General features: G+C 39.8%; 20 protein-coding genes. All 20 read left to right on the plus strand.

The genetic code is table 11. The features are described 5' to 3' along the window. Positions 1 to 188 precede the first annotated feature (188 nt). The 20 genes from rfbB to gndA all read left to right on the plus strand — a co-directional run bounded on the left by rfbB (position 189) and on the right by gndA (position 22,079). Positions 189 to 1,274 carry a dTDP-glucose 4,6-dehydratase gene (rfbB, locus tag SK36_RS06780; protein WP_048221109.1) on the plus strand — a complete coding sequence of 362 codons (1,086 nt, stop codon included), beginning with the start codon at positions 189 to 191 and terminating at the stop codon, positions 1,272 to 1,274. Continuing rightward, positions 1,274 to 2,173, plus strand: coding sequence for a dTDP-4-dehydrorhamnose reductase (gene rfbD / locus SK36_RS06785; RefSeq protein WP_045444665.1), 900 nt, complete (start codon positions 1,274 to 1,276; stop codon positions 2,171 to 2,173). Before rfbB ends, rfbD begins: the two co-directional genes overlap by 1 nt. Positions 2,174 to 2,227: 54 nt before the next feature. Further along, complete coding sequence (gene rfbA / locus SK36_RS06790; protein WP_048221110.1) at positions 2,228 to 3,106, plus strand: glucose-1-phosphate thymidylyltransferase RfbA; 879 nt, start codon at positions 2,228 to 2,230, stop codon at positions 3,104 to 3,106. 3 nt (positions 3,107 to 3,109) lie between these two features. Beyond that, positions 3,110 to 3,658, plus strand: a complete 549-nt coding sequence (gene rfbC, locus SK36_RS06795) for a dTDP-4-dehydrorhamnose 3,5-epimerase (protein WP_048221111.1) — start codon at positions 3,110 to 3,112, stop codon at positions 3,656 to 3,658. Between the two features lie 8 nt (positions 3,659 to 3,666). Then, complete coding sequence (locus tag SK36_RS06800; protein WP_048221112.1) at positions 3,667 to 4,641, plus strand: CDP-6-deoxy-delta-3,4-glucoseen reductase; 975 nt, start codon at positions 3,667 to 3,669, stop codon at positions 4,639 to 4,641. Between the two features lie 19 nt (positions 4,642 to 4,660). After that, on the plus strand, positions 4,661 to 5,434 hold the full coding sequence (gene rfbF / locus SK36_RS06805) for a glucose-1-phosphate cytidylyltransferase (protein ID WP_045444653.1): 774 nt from the start codon (positions 4,661 to 4,663) through the stop codon (positions 5,432 to 5,434). Between the two features lie 4 nt (positions 5,435 to 5,438). Continuing rightward, positions 5,439 to 6,521 carry a CDP-glucose 4,6-dehydratase gene (rfbG, locus tag SK36_RS06810; protein WP_048221113.1) on the plus strand — a complete coding sequence of 361 codons (1,083 nt, stop codon included), beginning with the start codon at positions 5,439 to 5,441 and terminating at the stop codon, positions 6,519 to 6,521. A 26-nt stretch (positions 6,522 to 6,547) separates the two neighbouring features. After that, entirely contained in the window at positions 6,548 to 7,861 is a 1,314-nt protein-coding gene (gene rfbH / locus SK36_RS06815) for a lipopolysaccharide biosynthesis protein RfbH (protein WP_048221114.1), read from the plus strand. Between the two features lie 21 nt (positions 7,862 to 7,882). Next, positions 7,883 to 8,755: an NAD-dependent epimerase/dehydratase family protein gene (locus tag SK36_RS06820; RefSeq protein ID WP_053069228.1), complete on the plus strand. Its 873-nt coding sequence runs from the start codon at positions 7,883 to 7,885 to the stop codon at positions 8,753 to 8,755. Next, the gene (locus tag SK36_RS06825) at positions 8,748 to 10,085 is read left to right on the plus strand and encodes a polysaccharide biosynthesis protein (protein WP_048221116.1); all 1,338 of its coding nucleotides are present in this window, start codon (positions 8,748 to 8,750) and stop codon (positions 10,083 to 10,085) included. Before SK36_RS06820 ends, SK36_RS06825 begins: the two co-directional genes overlap by 8 nt. Further along, complete coding sequence (locus tag SK36_RS23095; protein WP_053069229.1) at positions 10,072 to 11,043, plus strand: glycosyltransferase family 2 protein; 972 nt, start codon at positions 10,072 to 10,074, stop codon at positions 11,041 to 11,043. The genes SK36_RS06825 and SK36_RS23095 overlap by 14 nt, the downstream gene beginning before the upstream one ends. Before the next feature lies 1 nt (position 11,044). After that, positions 11,045 to 11,608: an acyltransferase gene (locus SK36_RS06835; RefSeq protein ID WP_053069230.1), complete on the plus strand. Its 564-nt coding sequence runs from the start codon at positions 11,045 to 11,047 to the stop codon at positions 11,606 to 11,608. Between the two features lie 18 nt (positions 11,609 to 11,626). Further along, positions 11,627 to 12,823 (plus strand): glycosyltransferase family protein, encoded by a 1,197-nt coding sequence (locus tag SK36_RS06840; protein ID WP_053069231.1) that lies wholly within the window; start codon positions 11,627 to 11,629, stop codon positions 12,821 to 12,823. A 153-nt stretch (positions 12,824 to 12,976) separates the two neighbouring features. Then, on the plus strand, positions 12,977 to 14,152 hold the full coding sequence (locus tag SK36_RS06845) for a hypothetical protein (RefSeq protein WP_048221118.1): 1,176 nt from the start codon (positions 12,977 to 12,979) through the stop codon (positions 14,150 to 14,152). Then, the gene (locus SK36_RS06850; RefSeq protein WP_048221119.1) at positions 14,149 to 15,210 is read left to right on the plus strand and encodes a glycosyltransferase family 4 protein; all 1,062 of its coding nucleotides are present in this window, start codon (positions 14,149 to 14,151) and stop codon (positions 15,208 to 15,210) included. Before SK36_RS06845 ends, SK36_RS06850 begins: the two co-directional genes overlap by 4 nt. Continuing rightward, on the plus strand, positions 15,210 to 16,154 hold the full coding sequence (locus SK36_RS06855; RefSeq protein WP_048221120.1) for a glycosyltransferase family 2 protein: 945 nt from the start codon (positions 15,210 to 15,212) through the stop codon (positions 16,152 to 16,154). Before SK36_RS06850 ends, SK36_RS06855 begins: the two co-directional genes overlap by 1 nt. Beyond that, on the plus strand, positions 16,155 to 17,597 hold the full coding sequence (locus tag SK36_RS06860) for a mannose-1-phosphate guanylyltransferase/mannose-6-phosphate isomerase (RefSeq protein WP_045444622.1): 1,443 nt from the start codon (positions 16,155 to 16,157) through the stop codon (positions 17,595 to 17,597). Next, positions 17,581 to 19,008, plus strand: a complete 1,428-nt coding sequence (locus SK36_RS06865; protein WP_048221121.1) for a phosphomannomutase — start codon at positions 17,581 to 17,583, stop codon at positions 19,006 to 19,008. The genes SK36_RS06860 and SK36_RS06865 overlap by 17 nt, the downstream gene beginning before the upstream one ends. Positions 19,009 to 19,093: 85 nt before the next feature. Then, the gene (locus tag SK36_RS06870; RefSeq protein ID WP_048221122.1) at positions 19,094 to 20,524 is read left to right on the plus strand and encodes an undecaprenyl-phosphate galactose phosphotransferase; all 1,431 of its coding nucleotides are present in this window, start codon (positions 19,094 to 19,096) and stop codon (positions 20,522 to 20,524) included. Positions 20,525 to 20,672: 148 nt separating this feature from the next. Then, positions 20,673 to 22,079, plus strand: coding sequence for an NADP-dependent phosphogluconate dehydrogenase (gndA, locus tag SK36_RS06875; RefSeq protein ID WP_045444613.1), 1,407 nt, complete (start codon positions 20,673 to 20,675; stop codon positions 22,077 to 22,079). Positions 22,080 to 22,197: the final 118 nt, after the last annotated feature.

Consider the following 22,197-nt stretch of genomic DNA (forward strand, 5'->3'; position numbering starts at 1 on the left):
GGTAAGACAATTAACGTTTAAGCTTAAGAGAGCTTTGCATAGCTAGCGGGGCTGGTTACATCTTTGGAAATTTATGTAGTGCTCTGGTAGCTGTGAAGCCAGGGGCGGTAGCGTGGATAAATATCCAGGGGCTGTTTTTATACCAGCATCTTAATAGTAGCCATATATATGATATTCGGAATTAAAAAGTGAAAATACTTGTTACTGGTGGGGCGGGGTTCATTGGATCTGCAGTTGTTCGTCATATAATCAAAAATACCCAGGATGTGGTTGTTAATGTTGATAAACTAACCTACGCCGGTAACCTGGAGTCTCTTGCTGAAGTTAATGAAAGCAGTCGGTATCATTTTGAGCATGCGGATATTTGCGATAAAACGGCAATGGCACGTATTTTTGCTACGCATAAACCTGATGCTGTGATGCACCTTGCGGCCGAAAGCCATGTAGACCGTTCTATTACCGGACCTGCGGACTTCATTGAAACGAATATTGTGGGCACGTATGTGCTGTTGGAATCCGCGCGTGCCTATTGGTCAACAATGGACGCTGAGATGAAATCGGCGTTTCGTTTTCATCATATTTCGACGGATGAAGTGTACGGCGATTTGCCGCATCCGGATGAAGTGGCGAGCGGTACAGAATTACCGATGTTTACAGAAAAAACACCTTATGCACCTAGCAGCCCATATTCTGCGTCGAAAGCTTCCAGCGATCATCTGGTTCGCGCCTGGATGCGAACCTATGGATTCCCCACGATTGTCACCAACTGTTCGAACAACTATGGACCGTACCACTTTCCTGAGAAGTTGATTCCGTTAGTGATCCTTAACGCACTTGAAGGAAAGGCCCTGCCAATTTATGGCAAAGGCGACCAAATCCGTGATTGGCTGTATGTAGAAGATCATGCCCGAGCGCTGTACACCGTTGTGACAGAAGGTCAAATTGGTGAAACCTACAATATCGGTGGCCATAATGAGAAAAAAAATATCGATGTAGTTCATACCATTTGCGATCTTTTGGATGAGATTGTACCAAAAGCGGCTTCATACAGAGAGCAAATCACCTATGTAACTGATCGTCCGGGCCATGATCGCCGCTACGCTATCGACGCAGATAAAATTAGTCGCGAGCTGGGCTGGAAGCCGCGAGAAACCTTTGAAAGCGGTATCCGTAAAACGGTGGAATGGTATCTGCACAACACTCAATGGGTAGATAACGTTAAAAGCGGTGCCTATAAAACCTGGATTGAACAGAATTACGGGGAACGTCAGTAATGAATATTCTGCTTTTTGGGAAAAATGGTCAGGTGGGTTGGGAACTTCAACGAGCATTAGCCCCACTTGGCAATATTATTGCTCTTGATGTTCATTCTAAAGATTACTGTGGAGATTTCAGTAATCCAGAAGGTATTGCTGAAACCGTACGTAAGATACGTCCCGATGTAGTTGTTAATGCGGCGGCACATACCGCTGTAGATAAAGCTGAGTCAGAAGTTGAATTTGCGCAGTTGCTCAATGCTACAAGTGTAGAAGCCATCGCTAAAGCTGCCGCTGAAACAGGAGCGTGGGTGGTACATTATTCAACGGATTACGTTTTCCCAGGTACCGGTGAAACACCGTGGCGTGAAGATGATATTACGGCACCGTTGAATGTTTATGGCGAAACTAAACTGGCTGGTGAGAAGGCGTTACAAGAATACTGTCAGAAACATCTTATTTTCCGTACTAGTTGGGTTTATGCCGGTAAAGGTAATAATTTTGCCAAAACCATGCTACGGCTGGCGAAAGAACGGACGGAGCTGTCAGTTATTAACGATCAGTATGGTGCACCGACAGGTGCGGAGTTGCTGGCGGATTGTACCGCCCATGCTATTCGTATAGCTATTAAAAATCATGAGGTTGCTGGTCTCTATCACCTGGTCGCGAGTGGTGTTACCACATGGCATGACTATGCTGCATTGGTGTTTGATGAGGCCAGAAAAGCTGGTGTTGAATTAGCAATTAATAAGTTGAATGAAGTGCCAACCAATGCTTATCCGACACCAGCTCGCCGACCGAATAATTCTCGTCTGAATACTGAAAAATTCCAGCGTCACTTTGGGCTTGTTCTTCCACAGTGGGAGTCCGGTGTGAAGCGTATGCTGAACGAATTATTTACTACAACAGCAATCTGATCATGATAATAATGCTGCGTAAGCGGGCATTTTGCGCATAAAAGAGAAAATGAAATGAAAACGCGTAAAGGTATTATTTTAGCTGGTGGATCGGGCACCCGTTTATATCCAGTAACTATGGCAGTGAGTAAGCAGCTACTGCCTATTTATGACAAGCCGATGATTTATTACCCGCTTTCTACTCTGATGTTGGCTGGTATTCGTGACATCCTGATTATTAGTACCCCGCAGGATACTCCTCGTTTCGAACAACTTCTGGGGGACGGCAGCCAATGGGGGCTTAATCTTCAATACAAAATACAGCCTACACCGGATGGACTGGCCCAGGCATTTATCATTGGTGAAGAGTTCATCGGGACTGATGATTGCGCATTAGTGTTGGGTGACAACATTTTTTACGGACATGACTTGCCTAAATTAATGGATACCGCAGTCAATCAAGAAAATGGGGCAACAGTATTTGCATACCATGTGAACGATCCTGAGCGCTACGGTGTAGTCGAATTCGATAAGCATGGAACCGCTATTAGCCTTGAAGAAAAACCTATTGACCCCAAGAGCAATTATGCTGTTACCGGATTGTATTTCTACGACAACGATGTCGTGGAAATGGCAAAAAACTTAGATCCCTCGGCACGCGGTGAACTCGAAATCACGGATATTAACCGAATTTATATGGAGCAGGGCCGTTTATCGGTTGCAATGATGGGGCGTGGCTATGCGTGGTTGGACACAGGGACGCACCAGAGTCTGATCGAAGCCAGTAATTTTATTGCCACAATTGAAGAGCGACAAGGATTGAAGGTGTCTTGTCCTGAGGAAATTGCTTATCGGAAAGGGTTTATTGATGCTGTACAGGTTGAGAAACTGGCAGAGCCATTATCAAAAAACGATTACGGTAAGTACCTTATAAGAATGGTTAAAGGTTTATAAGAGATGAACGTTATTCAAACAGCAATTCCGGAAGTGTTGATCTTTGAACCGAAAGTGTTTGGAGATGAGCGTGGGTTCTTTTTCGAAAGTTTTAGTCAGAAAATTTTCGAAGAATCGGTTGGGCGTAAAATTACTTTTGTGCAGGATAATCACTCTAAATCGAGAAAAGGGGTCCTGAGAGGACTGCATTTTCAAAAAGGATCACATGCCCAGGGCAAGTTAGTGCGTTGCACGCTTGGTGAGGTATTTGATGTAGCTGTTGATATCCGCAAAAATTCACCGACATTTGGAAAATGGGTTGGCGTACATCTGTCAGCAGAAAATAAGAAGCAACTCTGGATACCTGAAGGTTTTGCACATGGTTTTGTCACACTGAGTGAAACCGCTGAGTTCCTCTATAAAGCAACGAATTATTATGCACCATCTGCTGAGGGTAGCATATTATGGAGTGATGAAATAATTGGTATCGAGTGGCCGATTACACAACCTCCAGAACTTTCAGCAAAAGATGCTGTTGCTCCTCGGTTAGAACAAGTTTCATTATCTGAGTAAGAATTACTGTGTCACATCTAATTAAGATTTTCCCATCCAATATTGAGTTCTCAGGTGAAGAAGACTCGACAATCCTCGATTCTGCGCTCTCTGCGGGTATACATCTGGAGCACAGTTGTAAAAATGGAGATTGCGGGGTTTGTGAGTCTACATTACTTGCCGGAGAAGCGATAGATCCCATGGGCAGGATATATGCACAAGGGGATAAAGTTCTCACCTGCAATTGTAAGCCTAAAAGTAACATACAGTTGCAGGCTCTTTACTATCCAGAATTGCAAGGGCAGGTGAAGAAGATCGTACCTTGTAAAGTCAATAGTATCGATCTTGTTTCTGCCGATGTCATGAAACTTACACTTCGTCTCCCCCCGACTGCTAAAATGAGTTTTCTTCCTGGGCAATATATTAATCTGCAGTACAAGGGTGTAACGCGTAGCTATTCTATTGCGAATAGCAATGAAGCAGATGGTATTGAGTTGCATATCAGAAATGTTATCAATGGCCAAATGAGTTCATTGATTTTCAATGAGTTGCAAGTTAATACTTTGATGCGTATCGAAGGTCCATGTGGAACTTTTTTCATTAGAGAAAACGATCGCCCAATTATTTTTATCGCCGGGGGTACAGGGTTTGCCCCTGTTAAATCCATGGTTGAGCATTTAGTGAAAAATACGATTTCTCGCGATATCTATATTTATTGGGGGATGCCATTCGCGAAAGACTTCTATTCAAAAGTTCCTGATGAATGGAGCAAGGATTTTGATCTGATTCATTTTATTCCCGTGGTGTCTGGAGATGATCAAACATGGAATGGGCGTAAAGGTTTTGTTCACCAGGCTGTGATGGAGGATTTTGACTCGCTTGAATCGTTTGATATTTATGCATGCGGGTCGCCCATCATGATCGACGCAAGTAAAAAAGACTTTATGTCAAAAAATCTGTCTGTTGATAATTTCTATTCAGATGCTTTTACCGCATCTAAATAATGATAATAGAGGGTTAGGTATGAAAGCGGTAATTCTGGCTGGTGGGCTTGGTACCAGATTGAGTGAAGAAACAATAGTAAAACCAAAACCAATGGTAGAAATTGGTGGTAAGCCGATTCTTTGGCATATTATGAAAATGTATTCCGCCCACGGCATTAAAGATTTTATTATCTGTTGTGGGTACAAGGGATATGTAATCAAAGAATACTTTGCTAACTATTTCCTGCATATGTCGGATGTAACATTTCATATGGCAGAAAATAGAATGGAAGTTCACCATAAACGTGTAGAACCGTGGAATGTAACGCTAGTTGATACTGGTGATTCATCTATGACCGGTGGCCGTTTGAAACGTGTGGCTGAGTACGTAAAGGATGATGAAGCGTTTCTGTTTACGTATGGGGATGGTGTTGCCGATCTCAATATCAGAGCTACGATTGATTTTCATAAAGCGCATGGTAAAAAAGCAACTCTGACGGCAACGTTCCCTCCTGGACGTTTTGGTGCCCTGGATATCCGTGGCGGCCAGGTTCAATCGTTCCAGGAGAAGCCTAAAGGCGATGGAGCGATGATCAACGGTGGTTTCTTCGTACTAAATCCTTCAGTGATCGATCTTATTGAAAATGATGCGACTACCTGGGAACAGGAACCGTTGATGACATTGGCTAAACAGGGAGAACTCATGGCTTACGAGCATGCAGGGTTCTGGCAGCCGATGGATACACTGCGCGATAAAACGTACCTTGAAGGTTTATGGGAAAAAGGTACTGCGCCCTGGAAAACATGGGAGTGACTGCATGATTGATAAGAGCTTCTGGCAGGGTAAACGCGTATTCATTACCGGCCATACGGGTTTTAAAGGTAGTTGGCTCTCTCTATGGCTAAGTGAAATGGGAGCAACACTAAAAGGTTACTCCCTTGAGGCCCCGACGAATCCTAGCTTATTTGACACCGCTAATATCAGTAACTTGATGGAATCGGAAATAGGCGATATTCGTGATTTTGATAAATTACGTAATTCTATAGCGTCTTTTAAGCCAGAAATTATTTTTCATATGGCTGCCCAGCCGCTAGTAAGGCTTTCTTATAAAGAACCTATCGAAACCTATTCAACAAACGTGATGGGCACTGTACATTTGCTTGAAGCGGTAAAACAGGTTGGGGGTATTAAGGCTGTAGTCAATATTACCAGCGATAAATGCTATGAAAACCGTGAATGGGTTTGGGGTTACCGCGAAAATGAAGCGATGGGCGGTTACGATCCCTACTCCAACAGCAAAGGCTGCGCTGAACTAGTTGCTTCCGCATTTCGTAATTCGTTTTTTAATCCTAAGGATTATGCAAACCATGGCGTTGGCTTGGCTTCGGTTAGGGCGGGTAATGTGATTGGTGGCGGTGATTGGGCAGAAGATCGCTTGATTCCAGATATTTTGCGTTCTTTTGAGAAAAAGAAGCAGGTCGTTATTCGCAATCCTCATTCCATTCGTCCATGGCAACATGTACTTGAACCGCTTTCTGGGTATATCGTGGTGGCACAGAGCCTCTATGTTGAGGGGGCCAAATATTCAGAAGGGTGGAATTTCGGTCCTCGTGAGGAGGATGCAAAAACGGTTGGGTTCATTGTCGACAAAATGGTTACATTATGGGGTGAGGGGGCCAGTTGGCAGTTGGATGGTCAGGATCATCCCCATGAGGCACACTATCTTAAACTGGATTGTTCGAAAGCCCATATGCAATTAGATTGGCACCCTAGATGGGGGCTCGTTGAAACACTTGGTCGTATTGTTAAATGGCATAAAGCATGGATAAACGGAGCAGATATGTTGGAATGCTCGAAACGTGAAATTCATGATTATATGACCACTACCACTTTTAGCTAAAATAGATAAGTACAGGAATTATAGCAATGACAGCAAAAAACCTGCGTGAACAAATATCCAAACTCGTTGCTGAGTATGCCGATGAGGCACTGAGCCCAAAACCATTTAATGCAGGTGTGAGTGTCGTCCCACCTTCAGGGAAGGTTATTGGTGCGAAAGAATTGCAATTGATGGTTGAAGCATCTTTAGATGGATGGCTTACAACGGGTCGTTTTAATGATGCTTTCGAGAAGAAACTCGGTGAGTTTATTGGTGTGCCTCACGTATTAACAACCACTTCAGGTTCCTCAGCGAACTTGTTGGCTTTAACAGCATTAACGTCACCGAAACTTGGTGATCGTGCGCTCAAGCCAGGTGATGAAGTCATTACCGTAGCAGCAGGGTTTCCAACCACAGTTAACCCAACAATCCAGAATGGATTGATTCCGGTTTTTGTGGATGTTGATATCCCTACTTATAATGTTGACGCTTCACTTATTGAAGCCGCAGTGAGTGAAAAATCAAAAGCGATTATGATCGCCCATACACTGGGTAATACGTTTGATTTAACGGAAGTGCGCCGTATTGCTGATAAGTATAACCTTTGGCTTATCGAAGACTGCTGCGATGCGCTCGGATCTACTTATGATGGTCAAATGGTCGGTACTTTTGGTGATATTGGTACTGTGAGTTTCTATCCTGCACACCATATCACAATGGGAGAAGGCGGGGCGGTATTTACCAAATCAGGCGAATTAAAGAAACTGATTGAATCCTTCCGTGACTGGGGACGTGATTGTTATTGTGCACCAGGTTGCGATAATACCTGTGGTAAACGTTTTGGACAGCAACTGGGTTCTCTGCCGTTCGGATACGACCATAAATATACCTACTCTCATTTGGGTTATAACCTGAAAATTACGGATATGCAGGCTGCATGTGGCCTGGCACAATTAGAACGTGTTGAAGAGTTCGTACAAAAACGCAAAGAGAACTTTGCATACCTTAAGCAAGGTTTGCAATCCTGTGCTGAGTTCCTTGAGTTACCGGAAGCCACAGAGAAATCTGACCCATCCTGGTTTGGTTTCCCGATCACGCTTAAAGAAACGAGTGGCGTTGAACGCATTGATTTAGTTAAGTTTCTTGATGAAGCCAAGATCGGTACCCGTCTGTTATTCGCAGGTAATCTGACTCGTCAACCGTATTTTGCGAATGTGAAGTACCGAGTAGTGGGTGAGTTAACAAATACAGATCGCATAATGAATCAAACCTTCTGGATTGGTATTTACCCAGGACTAACTACTGAGCATTTGGACTACGTAGTTAGCAAATTTGAAGAGTTCTTTGGTCTGAATTTCTAATATTTAAACAGGGCACTTATTGTGAAAGATATTATTGTACTTACGGGTGCTAGCGGTTTTATCGGTAAGCATTTAGCTAAAAAATTAATAGACTTTGATTATAATATTGTTGCAATAACGCGCCCTGGTAATCTCAATGAAAAAAAAGAAACAGAACGTATTAAATGGATCACACTGGATGATCTTGAATCAGCGGTAAACGGATATACTGTTAAGGCGTGTATTCATTTAGCTACAAATTATGGTAGAAATAGTGGTTCAGCGGTTGAACAATATAATTGCAATGTGATGTTACCTTTAATCCTTTTAGAATGGTCTAAAATCCATGGTGTTCAAAAATTTATTTTTACTGATTCATTTTTTGGAAAATATGAAAACACATATAATTATATGAAGCAATATATAATCACTAAAAGACATTTTTATGAAGTTGCTTGTGAAACAATAAAAGGATTCGATATTGGTTTAGTTAATATGCGACTGGAGCATGTTTATGGGGAGGGTGATGGTGAGGGAAAATTTATCCCAACTATTTTGGGAAAAATGAGGAAGCATGAAAATATATTGTGCACTCATGGACTGCAGAAAAGAGATTTCATTTATATAGATGATGTAACCGATGCTTATCTCAAAGTTCTCGATTATGACATGGTTGCTGGATATAGAGAATACCAAGTAGGAACAGGGCAGTCAAAACCCTTACGAGCTTTTATCGAACAGTTAAAAAAAGAAAGTAATAGTCATAGTGAAATTGAATACGGTGCTATTCCTATCAGGGATGATGAAATATTAGATTCAAAGGCAAATAATTTAACTTTGAGGCAAATTGGATGGGAGCCATGTTTTGATATCCAGGAAGGTATAAAGAAAATGCTGAGTTTCACTAATGAATAAAATTTTATCCAAAATAGGCATTGATCAAGCAATTAAATATGTATTGATGGGGCGTGGAATTACAGTTCTTTCTGGGATTTTAATACTGTATCTTGTTTCAACACAACTGACTCCCGAGCAGCAGGGGGTTTATTATACGTTCAGTTCATTGGTATCACTACAGGTAATATTTGAATTAGGTTTGTCCACTGTTATAATACAGTTTGTAAGCCATGAAATGAATGGATTAGAATTTAGTGTTACAAAACAAAAATTTACTGGAAATAGTAAAAATAAAAATCGGATTAATTCATTAATTCGTATGTCAGTAAAATGGTATGCAGTTATTGGCCTAATGATTTTATTTGTAATTGGTCCTATAGGTTACTTTTTTTTCCTTGGAGACGTTGCTACTAATGTTTGGTATTCTGAATGGATCACATTAGTAATCTTTACCGCCATCAATATCACTTTTATATCTATCACGTCAATATATGAGGGATGTGGGTTTGTAGAAAAAATAAATAGACTTCGTTTTTACCAGTCAATATTGGCTGGTTTAATATCTATCATGCTATTATTGATGAATTACGGACTGTTCGCTGTTTCTGCGATGGCTATCTCTGGGACAATTGTTTTTGGTTCTTTTTGGATAAAAGACGTCAGGAAACTTATTTTTTCCGCTTTTGTGGAGAAAACAAAAGATCATATTATTTCTTGGCGGTATGAAATTTTACCCATGCAATGGCGAATTGCGCTAAGTTGGATTAGCGGATATTTTATATTTTTTATTATTAATCCAATAGCGTTTAAGGCATTTGGCGCAAGCTTTGCTGGTCAGCTTGGAATAACAATGTCAGTATGCAATATGGTTATGAACATTGGTTTAGCTTGGCTAACAACTAAATGCCCATACTGGGGAGGTGTCATTGCCAGGAAAAATAGACTTGAACTTGATCGTTCATTTATTCTTGCAATGAAACAGTCTCTTTCTTTTATCTGCTTCGCATTGTTTTGTGGTTGTACACTACTCAAGATCTTGGATTACTGTAACTTTGCTATCGCACAGAGATTCTTACCATTCCATTTATTTATTGCAATTGCAATTGCTGTCGTTGGTAATCATATTATCGCTTGTTGGGCAACTTATATCCGGGCACACAAAATTGAAAATATGACAGCCCCATCGATGCTAATGGCCATTTTGACAGTTGTAGTGCTGACTATATTTTCCTATTACAAGGAAAATGAATTATTCGTTATATCCTATACTGCAATGGTATGGGTATACTTTGTTCCTATTACTTTTTTGATATATAAGCGATTCAAATTAAGCTATGAGAGACAATAACCCTATTTTAAGTATTGCAATACCAACATATAATAGAATCGAATATCTGAATGAGTTGTTAGATAATCTATTAAAAGAAATATCGGTACTTCAAGACAAAACATCAATAGAATTAATAGTCAGTGATAATGCTTCCACTGTAGATGTTGTGTCAGTCATTGAAAAATATCGACTAAATGGGTTGGTTGTTAAATATTCAAGAAATGATGTCAATATAGGTATGGATGGTAACTTCCATAAGTGTTTTAATTTAGCTACAGGCCGATACTTTTGGATGTTCGGGGATGATGACCTCATTGTTGAGGGTAGTCTTAAGAAGATTATCGATATTTTGAAAGTGCGTAAAGATATAAACATAATTTCACTGGGATGCAAACCTAAAATAATAGGAGATATAGTAAAATATGAAGCACAGCATGACCTATCATTGAGAGAGGTTAGTGAGCGAGAATTTATTTCAAATGTAGGGGTGATGATATCATTTATATCATCTATAATAATAAGAAATGATAAAGATATCTTGAACTGTGATCTTTCAAAATTTTATGGCACCAATCTCATTCAGCTATTCTGGATTCTGAAAACAATAAGGTTAAACTCTGGTTTGGTAATTATTGACGACAAACTGGTTCGTGCTGCGGTAGATAATACTGGAGGCTACAAACTGTTCACTGTTTTCTCCGAATCGTTTATTAAATTTGTTGACCACTATTATTATCGGAATGAGTTCGAAAGTATTCTAATACGGAAAAAGTTAATTAAATTTTTATTGTATTTTATTAGTTTGCCTGAAAAACAGAATGGCTTTCAGAAAGAAAATTATATTCCTATATGTGACAGGGCGTTTGGTCAAATAGCTAGCTATAAATACATGTTTAGGTATTTGTTTAAATATCCAATGCTAGCCAGATACGGGATGAAAATAAAGTCAATATTAGATAAGATAAAAAAGGTTTAGCATGGCAATTGACATGATGTTTTGGCATATAATTAAAATTCCGAGAGTTCTAAAAAATAGAGTCTTAAATGTACTATATAAAATTTTATATCGACAAGATGTGAGAATTGATTGGCGAGGGGTTAAAATTATAAACCCCAAAGGAATAGAGATCGGTAATAATTTCTCTTCTGGACAAGGGTTGTGGTTGCAAGCCGTAAATTCTAATTCGCGTTTGATTATTGGAGAACATGTGAATTTCTCGGATTATGTACACATAGGTGCTTTAAATAAGGTTGTTATTTCCTCAGGTTGTTTGTTAGGAAGTAAGGTACATATTACAGATCATTCACATGGCCAAACTGCAGAGTTAAATAAGCAATCTGATATTCCTCCAAACCAGCGGGAATTATACAGTAAGGGACCTGTAATTATTGAGGAAAATGTTTGGATTGGGGACGGTGTGGTTGTTTTACCCGGGGTTCGTATAGGATGCGGTGCCATTGTTGGTGCAAATTCTGTCGTCACTAAAGATGTTGCACCTTTTACCGTCGTTGCTGGGATTCCGGCAAGAATAATTGATTAAAGTAATTTGGATACCATAATGAAAAATATAGCATTTACAATTGTAGCCCAAAATTATTTGGGCTATGCGCTGACATTGTATAAATCAATGTGTGAGTCAAATGGCAATATCGATTTTCGAATCTATGTTGCCGATGGTCTTGATGAGAGCGTCAGAGATAAAATATCTGCAGAGTATCCCGTTGAATTGGTAGATGCTTTAACAATATCACCTGACCTTTTCTTAAAAATGGGGTTTTACTATGATGTTACTGAATATTGTACCTCAATTAAACCATTTGTTATCAATTCATTATTTATCGAAGGTTATGACAAAGTCTGTTATATTGACCCGGATATATATGTATATAAAAATCTCACAGAGCCAGTGCTAAATTATCTGGATAGCTATTCGATATTTTTGACACCACATATTTGTTCCCCAATTAAAGATGATAAAATTCCGAATGAGCAAATACATCTTTTTTCGGGGACATATAATTTAGGTTTTCTTGCAGTGAAAAATGATGAAACATCAAACAGTTTTATTCAGTGGTGGATGGATAAATGTAGAGATGAATGTTTTTTTGATCCTGCTAAAGGGTTATTTGTCGACCAAAAATGGATAAATCTTGTTCCTGGTTTGTTCGCTAATGTCTACATCAGTCGGCATCTTGGGTTGAACGTAGCTTATTGGAACCTTCATGAACGCTTTGTCAGCGCGGGAAAAATTGATAACTATGATCTTATCTTTTATCATTTCAGTGGTATTGATGTAAATAATATTGAGAAAATAAGCAAGTATCAGAATAGATATAATCTTTCTGACCGTATGGATATCAAAAATTTATTTTTAGAGTATGCTGAACTAGTGAAAAGCAATTTGGCCACGATTGGTGATCTGCCTCCTTATAGATTTTTTAAATATAAAAATGAGGCGGTGATTAGTTTAATAGCAAGACGTTTATATTTCTCTCATCAAAATGATTTTTCAAGTCCATTCGAATCAATTGAAAAAAGTGAAGTATTTATTAATTTTTTAAGAAGTAAAGGCATTTATGAAAAAAGTATATCTAATGAAATCAAAGACAAAAAGATAGCTAACGATAGAATCGAAAAACTTAATTCTATTATAAAATTATTGATCAGACTCATTGGGCCTTACCGGTATCAGTCATTAGTTAAAGCTTTTAGATACTTATCATCGCTTTCAACTATCCAGCAAATTTATAAGTAAGTTGATTTTTGGCTCTGAATTAAGACTAAGAATACAGCATCATCATGTCATATAAACTTAATGATGCTGATTGATATGTTGGTATGTTGAGTGTAATGATTGTTGGCTACAATAGTTATTCGGACATAAATAATTTAATTACTGGGTATAAAGATGCTTCCGCATTCAATTCTATTCCTTATTTTCAATTTAGCATATATATTGCCGGTAGCGTATGTCCATTTTTTGGGGTTTAGTCAAGGAGGGGTAGAACAGATCTTTGATAGTGATCCTAGTAAGCTTTCAAATATGATGATTTTTTATGCTATTTCACTATTTTTCTTTTTAGCAAGTTCATCATTATTCGGTTTTGGGGTAAGATGTAAAAAAATAATATGGCAGAGTGAGTTTAAATTGCCAGGAATAATAAAAGTTATTTTTTTAGCTGTATTAGTTTCGTTGGTGTTATCAAAAATATTACTTTACCCTGAGGGGGTATATTCTTCATATGCATTTGATTCAGGAGCAATGTCAAGTCGCGTTTGGAATATATCTATGGGATTATCAGAACTTGGGGTGATTATTTTTGTTTTTTGTTTAGTTACTAAGAACATTCGATTTGCATATCTAACATTTTTCGTTGTCTCATTGAATTTATTACATGGAACGCGGATTTTTACTTTAATATTACTTTTGATAATCATTTTTTATGTTCTATTTATTAGCAGGAAATATTCAAAAATAAAATTATTGCTATTTCTGTGTGTGTTTTTTTGTGTGGTCATTGTTTCATTCTTAATCGTTTTTATAATGCGTTCTAATGTTGCAATTGATAGCATTAGTCTCGATTTAATTATCAGTCCTATTGTATATGAATCTTTATTTAACCAAATATCATTTATCAGAATGCTTGATTTGCTGAATCATGGTTCTGTACCTTTTGCACCACAGATGCTTTTTTTTGATTCGGCAATATTTACTTTACCTTCATTTTCTAATGTTGAGAAAGCATCGTTAATGTATATTAATAATTTCGGCGAGCTCAGCCCATTAGGCGGGTTATCTGGTTATGCAAGCGCGATTATATATTTTTCAAACTATTCTTTCCTCTGGTATTTTTTGCTCGGAGGAATATCTAGTTTATTACTGAGAGCAACTTCAAGCACCAATTTTGTAATATTTTCAAGGGTCGTGTATATTTATTTTGTATGTGATTCTCTTTTCAGATTTAATCGTGATCCATGGTTTATTGTAATTAAAATGCTTTCGAATAATATTTTTTTCCTAGTGATTGTTCTTATGATTATCGCAATTAAAATGCGATTAGAAAAACGGAGAGTTATTCAATGATTGTAAACCTGTCACGTTTGGGTAAAAGTGGTACAGGAATGTGGCAATATTCTATCAAATTTTTAGCTGCACTACGCGCAACAGTTAATGTAGAAGCAGTTATCTGCAGTCGGGCACATGAAGGATTTTTTAAAGATATGGGTTTTAGCGTAATGACTGTACCAGATGTTGTTAGCAATACGTCTAAAACCTCGAGAATCAGGCCATTACTATGGTATGTATACAGTTATTGGCTAGCATTGAGAGTTATTCTCAAGTTTGGGAAAACAAAATTAGTATGCACAACACATCATAATATCCCACTACTTAAAAACCAAACTATTACTGTGCATGATATTCGACCTTTTTATTATCCGGATAGTTTTATACAGAAAATTTATTTTAGATATTTGCTGAGGTTTTCAATCAAACGATGTCAGCATATTTTAACCGTATCTTATACGGTTAAAGATAAGATTGCCGATACCTATGATATTAATCCCGAAAAAATATCAGTGATTTATAATTGCATTGATGAAACCGATTTTTTAAAAAATGACAATAAAGAGGATTTTTTCTTGGCTGTAGGCGCCAGTTGGCCCCATAAAAATATACATTCATTTATTAGGGCTTGTAATGTCTGGCCTGAACATTCTAAATTAGTGATAGTATGCGGACTTACTGATTATGCTGAATCTTTAAAGGTGATGGTGCATGAATTAGGTTTATCGGATAAGGTTAAATTTGTTCATGAGATTTCTTTTAATGAGCTGAAGGTTCTATACTCTGAGTCTAGAGCCCTTATTTACCCATCCCTTGATGAAGGGTTCGGTATACCGCCAATTGAAGCAATGGCATCAAATACGCCTGTTATAGTTTCTGATATCCCTGTATTTCATGAAATTCTTGCTGATGCTGTGTTATATGTGAATCCTGATGATGATGAAAGTTGGAAGCACGCTTTAGGAAAAATAAATAAATTGCCAAATAGTCTTTCTCGTTTTGATAAATATGTCTCACGATATAGCTTTGATAATATGAAAAAAATGGTTGAAACTTGGCTGGCAGGACTATGTTAATGAATGTGACTTTAATTATCCCAACATATAACGCCGGCCCAAATTGGTCTGATTTTTTAAAAGAACTAAAATGCCAGACTTTATACCCAGACCACCTGGTTGTTATTGATTCGGGGTCTAAAGATGCTACTGTGGATTTGGCAAAAAATAACAAAAATATTATAATATCCCATGTTAACTCTAAGGATTTTAACCATGGTGGCACTAGAAATATTGCTGCGAAATTAGTGTTGGATACAGATGTTATTGTTTTTATGACCCAGGATGCAATTTTTGATAATGAAGATGCACTAGCTAACATGATCGAAGTATTTCAGGATCCAGACGTCGCCGCTGTTTGCGGAAGACAAATCCCGCATCTTGACGCTAATCCTTTGGCAGTACATGCCCGTAATTTTAACTACGGTTCAACATCACAAATTAAGAGTAAGTCAGATATAAAAACCTTTGGTATTAAAACCGTATTTATGTCGAATTCTTTTGCAGCTTACCGTCGTTCTGTTTTTGAAAAATTAGGCGGGTTTCCTGAGCATACGATCCTAGCTGAGGATATGTTTATGGCTGCTAAGATGATTCAAGCAGGCTACAAAGTGGCTTATTGTGGAACGGCCGTTGTGAGGCATTCTCATAATTATAGCCCGCGAGAAGAATTCCAACGATATTTTGATACGGGTGTTTTCCATGCTTGTAATCCCTGGATTCAACAGGATTTTGGCGGTGCCGGAGGGGAAGGCTCGCGTTTTGTTAAATCAGAGATTTGTTTTCTTCTTAAAAAAGCACCTTTATGGATCCCAAGAGCATTATTGACAACGTTCGCTAAGTTACTTGGTTATAAGTTAGGAAAACGCTGGCAATCACTTCCCTTACCGCTATGCCGGTTTTTAAGTATGTATAAGAGTTATTGGAATAATTTTAAACGCTCTGAATCAAAAGAGATAAGATAAATGTCAGTTCTTCCCGTAATTATGGCTGGTGGCACCGGTAGTCGCTTGTGGCCGTTGTCCCGCGAACATCATCCGAAGCAATTCCTTAGCATTGAGGGTAAATTATCAATGCTGCAGAATACCATTATGCGATTGGCTCCACTTTCAGTTGAAGCGCCGGTGGTCATTTGCAATGATAAACATCGCTTTCTTGTGGCTGAGCAGCTTCGTGCCATTGATAAACTCGCGAATAATATTATTTTGGAGCCTGTTGGGCGTAATACAGCTCCGGCCATAGCACTTGCTGCGTTTTGTTCACTCCAGAATTCCGATGGCGAAGACCCTCTCTTGTTAGTTCTTGCTGCAGATCATGTCATTCGCGACGAAGAAGCTTTTATTCAGGCCATTAAACAGGCTGAGCCTCTCGCGGAGCAAGGTAAACTTGTAACTTTCGGTATCGTTCCTACGCAGGCTGAAACTGGTTATGGTTATATACTCCGGGGCGAGGCAATTGGGGATGATGCTTTTACTGTAGCAGAGTTTGTGGAAAAACCAGATTTTGATACGGCCTGTCACTACCTTGCGTCCGGGAAGTATTACTGGAACAGTGGAATGTTTTTATTCCGAGTAAGTTCCTATTTGAACGAATTAAAAAAATTATCACCTGATATATATAGTGCCTGTGAGAAAGCTGTAGGCCATATCAATCCCGATCTTGACTTCATCCGTATTAATAAAGAGGCATTCAGTTTGTGCCCGAGTGATTCTATCGATTATGCGGTTATGGAGCATACCCATCATGCAGTAGTTGTACCTATGAGTGCTGGCTGGTCGGACGTTGGTTCCTGGTCTTCACTTTGGGATATTTCAGAAAAAGATCAGCAGCGCAATGTCTTACATGGCGACGTTTTTACACATAACAGTAAAGATAACTACATCTACTCTGAAAACTCATTTATCAGTACTGTAGGAGTAAGTAATCTTGTTATTATTCAGACTGCTGATGCTTTATTGGTTTCGAGTAAAGATTCGGTTCAAGATGTCAAAAAAATCGTAGATTATCTGAAAAATAACAACAGAACCGAATATAAGCAACATTTAGAAGTTTTCCGCCCTTGGGGAAAATATAACGTAATTGATAGCGGTGACAATTATTTGGTCAAACGAATAAGTGTTAAGCCCGGTGAAAAATTTGTCGCGCAGATGCATCAGCATCGAGCAGAACACTGGATAGTGGTATCTGGAACCGCCCGCGTTACTAAGGGGGAGCAGACATTTATCGTGTCGGAGAACGAGTCAACATTTATACCACTTAACACTATTCATGCGCTAGAAAACCCAGGGGTTGTCCCATTGGAGCTAATTGAAATCCAATCAGGTACCTATCTTGGTGAGGATGATATTATTCGTTTAGAGCAGCGTTCAGGATTTCTGGAGGAAGGGACTGATGAACACAGTTTGTAATAGCCACGATGTAATTAACACCTCAGGTATCGCTTTTGGAACCAGTGGTGCTCGTGGTCTGGTGACCGATTTTACACCGACCGTATGCGCTGCTTTCACCGTTTCGTTTGTGGCTGTTATGCAGCAACGTTTTTCTTTCGATGCAATAGCGCTGGCAATAGACAATCGACCAAGCAGCTATGCTATGGCCCAGGCTTGTGCCGCAGCATTGGCCGATAAAGGCATCAATGCGATTTTCTACGGTGTTATTCCAACACCAGCCTTAGCGCTTCAGTCTATGGCAGATAAAATTCCAGCGATTATGGTGACAGGTAGCCACATACCTTTTGATCGTAATGGATTGAAGTTCTACCGTCCTGATGGCGAAATTACAAAAGCTGATGAGCTAGCAATTCTGAATACTCAAGCTACATGTAATCAACTAGTGCTTGAAGAATTGTCTGTTTCACCAGTTGCTGCTGAAAATTACATTTCACGCTATCTTTCTCTGTTCCCTACACCGTTTTTGAAGAGAAAGCGTATTGGTATTTATGAGCACTCAAGTGCTGGGCGCGATCTTTATAAACCTTTATTTAAAGCTTTAGGTGCTGAAGTTATCAGTCTGGATCGGAGTGATAGCTTCGTACCTATAGATACTGAAGCGGTAAGCGAAAAGGATAGAGCGAAAGCACTTAAATGGGTAAAGGATTTTGAATTGGATGCCATCTTTTCTACTGACGGAGATGGAGATCGACCTTTAATTTCTGATGAGAAAGGGCAGTGGTTGAGAGGGGATATTTTAGGACTGTTGTGTTCGCTTGCCTTATCTGTAGATGCTGTTGCTATTCCTGTGAGTTGTAATAGTGTCATATCTTCCGGTCATTACTTTAAACATGTAGAACTTACTAAGATTGGTTCACCCTATGTTATAGCTGCGTTTTCTGAATTATCGCAGAGCTATGACCGTATTGCCGGGTTTGAAGCTAACGGAGGTTTCTTATTAGGAAGTGATGTCACTATTAATGGTGAAGTTTTATCAGCATTGCCGACTCGTGATGCACTATTACCAGCGATTATGCTTCTTTACAGTAGTAGAGAGAAAAATATTAGCAGTCTTGTTGAACAACTTCCCCGCAGGTACACCCATTCTGACCGATTACAGAATATCTGCTTTGAAAAGAGCCGAAAACTAATTGATATGGGAGCTGTAAATCAGCAATCATTGCTCAATAGTATTGGTTTACAAGATGAAATCGCTGTCTCTGTAGATATCACTGATGGGATAAGAATTACGCTTGGTAGTGGGAGTATTGTGCATTTACGACCTTCAGGGAATGCACCTGAGTTGCGTTGTTATGCCGAGGCGAATTCATTGGTAATTGCTCAAGATATTGTAGAAACTGTTCTTGTTCGTATCAGGGATGAAAGCTAAGATTTTCTAAATTTATCTCGAAGCATGTTCAAAAGAACAGTGATTTTATCTTGTTTTTTATACCCATTTAGAGGGTGAGGGTTAAATGGATAATATTGATAATAAGTATAATCCACAGTTGTGTAAGCTTTTTTTAGCCATATCTGATTTGGTCTTTTTTAATGTGGCACTATGGCTGTCATTAGGTTGTGTATATTTAATTTTTGATGAAGTTCAGCGTTTTGTTCCACAAGAACAGCTGGATACACGATTTATCTCCCACTTCATTTTATCTATAGTATGTGTGGGATGGTTTTGGATTCGATTACGGCATTATACGTATCGCAAGCCATTCTGGTATGAGTTGAAAGAAATTTTTCGTACCATTGTTATTTTTGCTGTATTTGACCTAGCTTTAAGCGCCTTTTCTAAGTGGCAATTTTCACGGTATGTCTGGGTTTTTTGCTGGACATTTGCGCTTGTATTGGTGCCATTCTTCCGTGTACTTACAAAGCATTTGCTTAACAAACTTGGAATCTGGAAGAAGAAAACCATCATTCTCGGAAGTGGCCAAAATGCACTCGGAGCATACAGTGCTCTTCAGAGTGAAGAGATGATGGGATTTGATGTTGTTGCTTTCTTTGATAGTGATGCAATTCATTCTGAGATTAATGGGTTACCAATAATAAAAGAAGATAAAGAAATCTGGAGTTTGAATCGTACAGGTGATATTCATTATATTCTTGCCTATGAATATACTGAGTTAGATAAAACACAATTTTGGCTTCGTGAGTTATCAAAGCATCATTGCCGATCAGTAACTGTGGTTCCTTCTTTTCGCGGATTGCCATTGTATAATACAGATATGTCCTTTATTTTTAGCCATGAAGTTATGCTGTTAAGGATACAGAACAATCTTGCAAAGCGTACCTCCCGTTTCCTTAAACGAACATTTGACATCGTTTGTTCAATATTAATTCTATTAGTGGCATCACCCCTTATGATTTATCTTTGGTATAAAGTTACCCGAGATGGAGGTCCAGCGATTTACGGCCATCAACGCGTAGGGCGGAACGGTAAATTATTTCCGTGTTATAAATTTCGTTCAATGGTGATGAATTCGCAAGTAGTATTGAAAGATCTTCTGGATAAAGATCCCGATGCGAGAGCTGAGTGGGAAAAAGATTTTAAACTTAAAAATGATCCTCGCATTACTGCTGTTGGGCGTTTTATTCGAAAAACAAGTCTTGATGAATTACCCCAACTGTTCAATGTATTAAAAGGTGAGATGAGTTTGGTTGGGCCACGCCCAATCATTTCGGATGAACTTGAACGGTATTGTGATGATGTTGACTATTATTTGATGGCAAAACCAGGAATGACAGGTCTGTGGCAAGTTAGTGGTCGCAATGATGTGGACTATGAAACGCGTGTGTATTTTGACTCCTGGTATGTCAAGAACTGGACACTCTGGAATGATATTGCCATTTTGTTTAAGACAGTGAAGGTTGTTTTACATCGAGACGGCGCGTATTGAGTCTCGTTAGACATGGCTGATTACTACCCAAAAGGAAGCTCTGGTACATCAATTACTACCTTCCTGCCTTGCCTCTGAGTTAACATGCTATTCACTTAAGCCCCCGGAGTTTGTCCCGGTGGGTAACCACACCTGACAGGAGTATGTAATGTCCAAGCAACAGATCGGCGTCGTCGGTATGGCAGTGATGGGGCGCAACCTGGCGCTCAACATCGAAAGCCGTGGTTATACCGTCTCCGTTTTCAACCGCTCCCGTGAAAAGACCGAAGAAGTGATTGCCGAGAACCCTGGCAAGAAACTGGTGCCTTACTACACGGTAAAAGAGTTTGTTGAATCCCTCGAAACGCCTCGTCGTATCCTGTTAATGGTGAAAGCGGGAGCAGGTACAGACGCTGCCATTGATTCCCTGAAGCCGTATCTGGACAAAGGCGATATCATTATTGATGGCGGTAACACCTTCTTCCAGGACACCATTCGTCGCAATCGTGAACTGTCGGCCGAAGGCTTTAACTTCATCGGTACCGGCGTGTCCGGTGGTGAAGAGGGCGCACTGAAAGGGCCTTCTATCATGCCTGGTGGCCAGAAAGAGGCTTACGAACTGGTCGCGCCAATTCTGACCAAAATCGCAGCTGTTGCCGAAGATGGTGAGCCATGTGTAACCTATATTGGCGCCGATGGTGCGGGCCACTATGTGAAGATGGTCCACAACGGTATTGAATACGGTGACATGCAGTTGATTGCTGAAGCCTACTCTCTGCTGAAAGGTGGTTTGAACCTGTCTAACGAAGAGCTGGCGACCACCTTCACCGAGTGGAACGAAGGTGAATTAAGCAGCTACCTGATTGACATCACCAAAGATATCTTCACTAAAAAGGATGAAGACGGTAAATATTTGGTTGATGTGATCCTGGATGAAGCGGCGAACAAAGGTACCGGTAAATGGACCAGCCAAAGTTCTCTGGATCTTGGGGAACCCCTGTCTCTGATCACTGAGTCTGTATTCGCTCGTTACATCTCCTCCCTTAAAGACCAGCGTGTTGCTGCATCTAAAGTGCTGTCTGGTCCGCAGGCTAAACTGGCTGGTGATAAAGCAGAGTTCGTTGAGAAAGTACGTCGCGCTCTGTACCTGGGCAAAATCGTCTCCTATGCGCAGGGTTTCTCTCAACTGCGCGCTGCGTCTGACGAGTACAACTGGGATCTGAATTACGGTGAAATCGCGAAGATCTTCCGCGCAGGCTGTATCATTCGCGCTCAGTTCCTGCAGAAGATCACCGATGCTTATGCTGAAAACAAAGGCATCGCAAATCTGCTGTTGGCTCCTTACTTCAAAAACATCGCTGACGAATATCAGCAGGCGCTGCGTGATGTAGTGGCTTATGCTGTGCAGAATGGTATCCCGGTACCGACGTTCTCTGCCGCCGTAGCATACTATGACAGCTACCGTTCTGCGGTATTGCCGGCGAACCTGATTCAGGCTCAGCGTGACTACTTCGGTGCACACACCTATAAACGCACTGATAAAGAAGGTGTGTTCCACACCGAATGGCTGGATTAATCTGATTTAACCCAATCGTAAATGCAGGCCCGGAGCGCTCCTCCGGGCTTTTTTATGGGCAAAAAACGGCATTCGGCTTGGTCTGATAGGCCTTACAGTTATAAATCACGATATAATG

Origin of the sequence: Citrobacter sp. MGH106 (assembly GCF_001037495.1) — a bacterium.
Taxonomy (GTDB): Bacteria; Pseudomonadota; Gammaproteobacteria; order Enterobacterales; family Enterobacteriaceae; genus Citrobacter; species Citrobacter murliniae.

What these genes read in the sequence shown, in the direction of transcription:
- rfbD (WP_045444665.1), top strand. Translation starts at nt 1,274, where the DNA reads ATGAATATTCTGCTTTTTGGGAAAAATGGTCAGGTGGGTTGGGAACTT.
- rfbA (WP_048221110.1), top strand. Translation starts at nt 2,228, where the DNA reads ATGAAAACGCGTAAAGGTATTATTTTAGCTGGTGGATCGGGCACCCGT.
- rfbC (WP_048221111.1), top strand. Translation starts at nt 3,110, where the DNA reads ATGAACGTTATTCAAACAGCAATTCCGGAAGTGTTGATCTTTGAACCG.
- rfbF (WP_045444653.1), top strand. Translation starts at nt 4,661, where the DNA reads ATGAAAGCGGTAATTCTGGCTGGTGGGCTTGGTACCAGATTGAGTGAA.
- rfbG (WP_048221113.1), top strand. Translation starts at nt 5,439, where the DNA reads ATGATTGATAAGAGCTTCTGGCAGGGTAAACGCGTATTCATTACCGGC.
- rfbH (WP_048221114.1), top strand. Translation starts at nt 6,548, where the DNA reads ATGACAGCAAAAAACCTGCGTGAACAAATATCCAAACTCGTTGCTGAG.
- SK36_RS06825 (WP_048221116.1), top strand. Translation starts at nt 8,748, where the DNA reads ATGAATAAAATTTTATCCAAAATAGGCATTGATCAAGCAATTAAATAT.
- SK36_RS23095 (WP_053069229.1), top strand. Translation starts at nt 10,072, where the DNA reads ATGAGAGACAATAACCCTATTTTAAGTATTGCAATACCAACATATAAT.
- SK36_RS06835 (WP_053069230.1), top strand. Translation starts at nt 11,045, where the DNA reads ATGGCAATTGACATGATGTTTTGGCATATAATTAAAATTCCGAGAGTT.
- SK36_RS06840 (WP_053069231.1), top strand. Translation starts at nt 11,627, where the DNA reads ATGAAAAATATAGCATTTACAATTGTAGCCCAAAATTATTTGGGCTAT.
- SK36_RS06845 (WP_048221118.1), top strand. Translation starts at nt 12,977, where the DNA reads ATGCTTCCGCATTCAATTCTATTCCTTATTTTCAATTTAGCATATATA.
- SK36_RS06850 (WP_048221119.1), top strand. Translation starts at nt 14,149, where the DNA reads ATGATTGTAAACCTGTCACGTTTGGGTAAAAGTGGTACAGGAATGTGG.
- SK36_RS06855 (WP_048221120.1), top strand. Translation starts at nt 15,210, where the DNA reads ATGAATGTGACTTTAATTATCCCAACATATAACGCCGGCCCAAATTGG.
- SK36_RS06860 (WP_045444622.1), top strand. Translation starts at nt 16,155, where the DNA reads ATGTCAGTTCTTCCCGTAATTATGGCTGGTGGCACCGGTAGTCGCTTG.
- SK36_RS06865 (WP_048221121.1), top strand. Translation starts at nt 17,581, where the DNA reads ATGAACACAGTTTGTAATAGCCACGATGTAATTAACACCTCAGGTATC.
- SK36_RS06870 (WP_048221122.1), top strand. Translation starts at nt 19,094, where the DNA reads ATGGATAATATTGATAATAAGTATAATCCACAGTTGTGTAAGCTTTTT.
- gndA (WP_045444613.1), top strand. Translation starts at nt 20,673, where the DNA reads ATGTCCAAGCAACAGATCGGCGTCGTCGGTATGGCAGTGATGGGGCGC.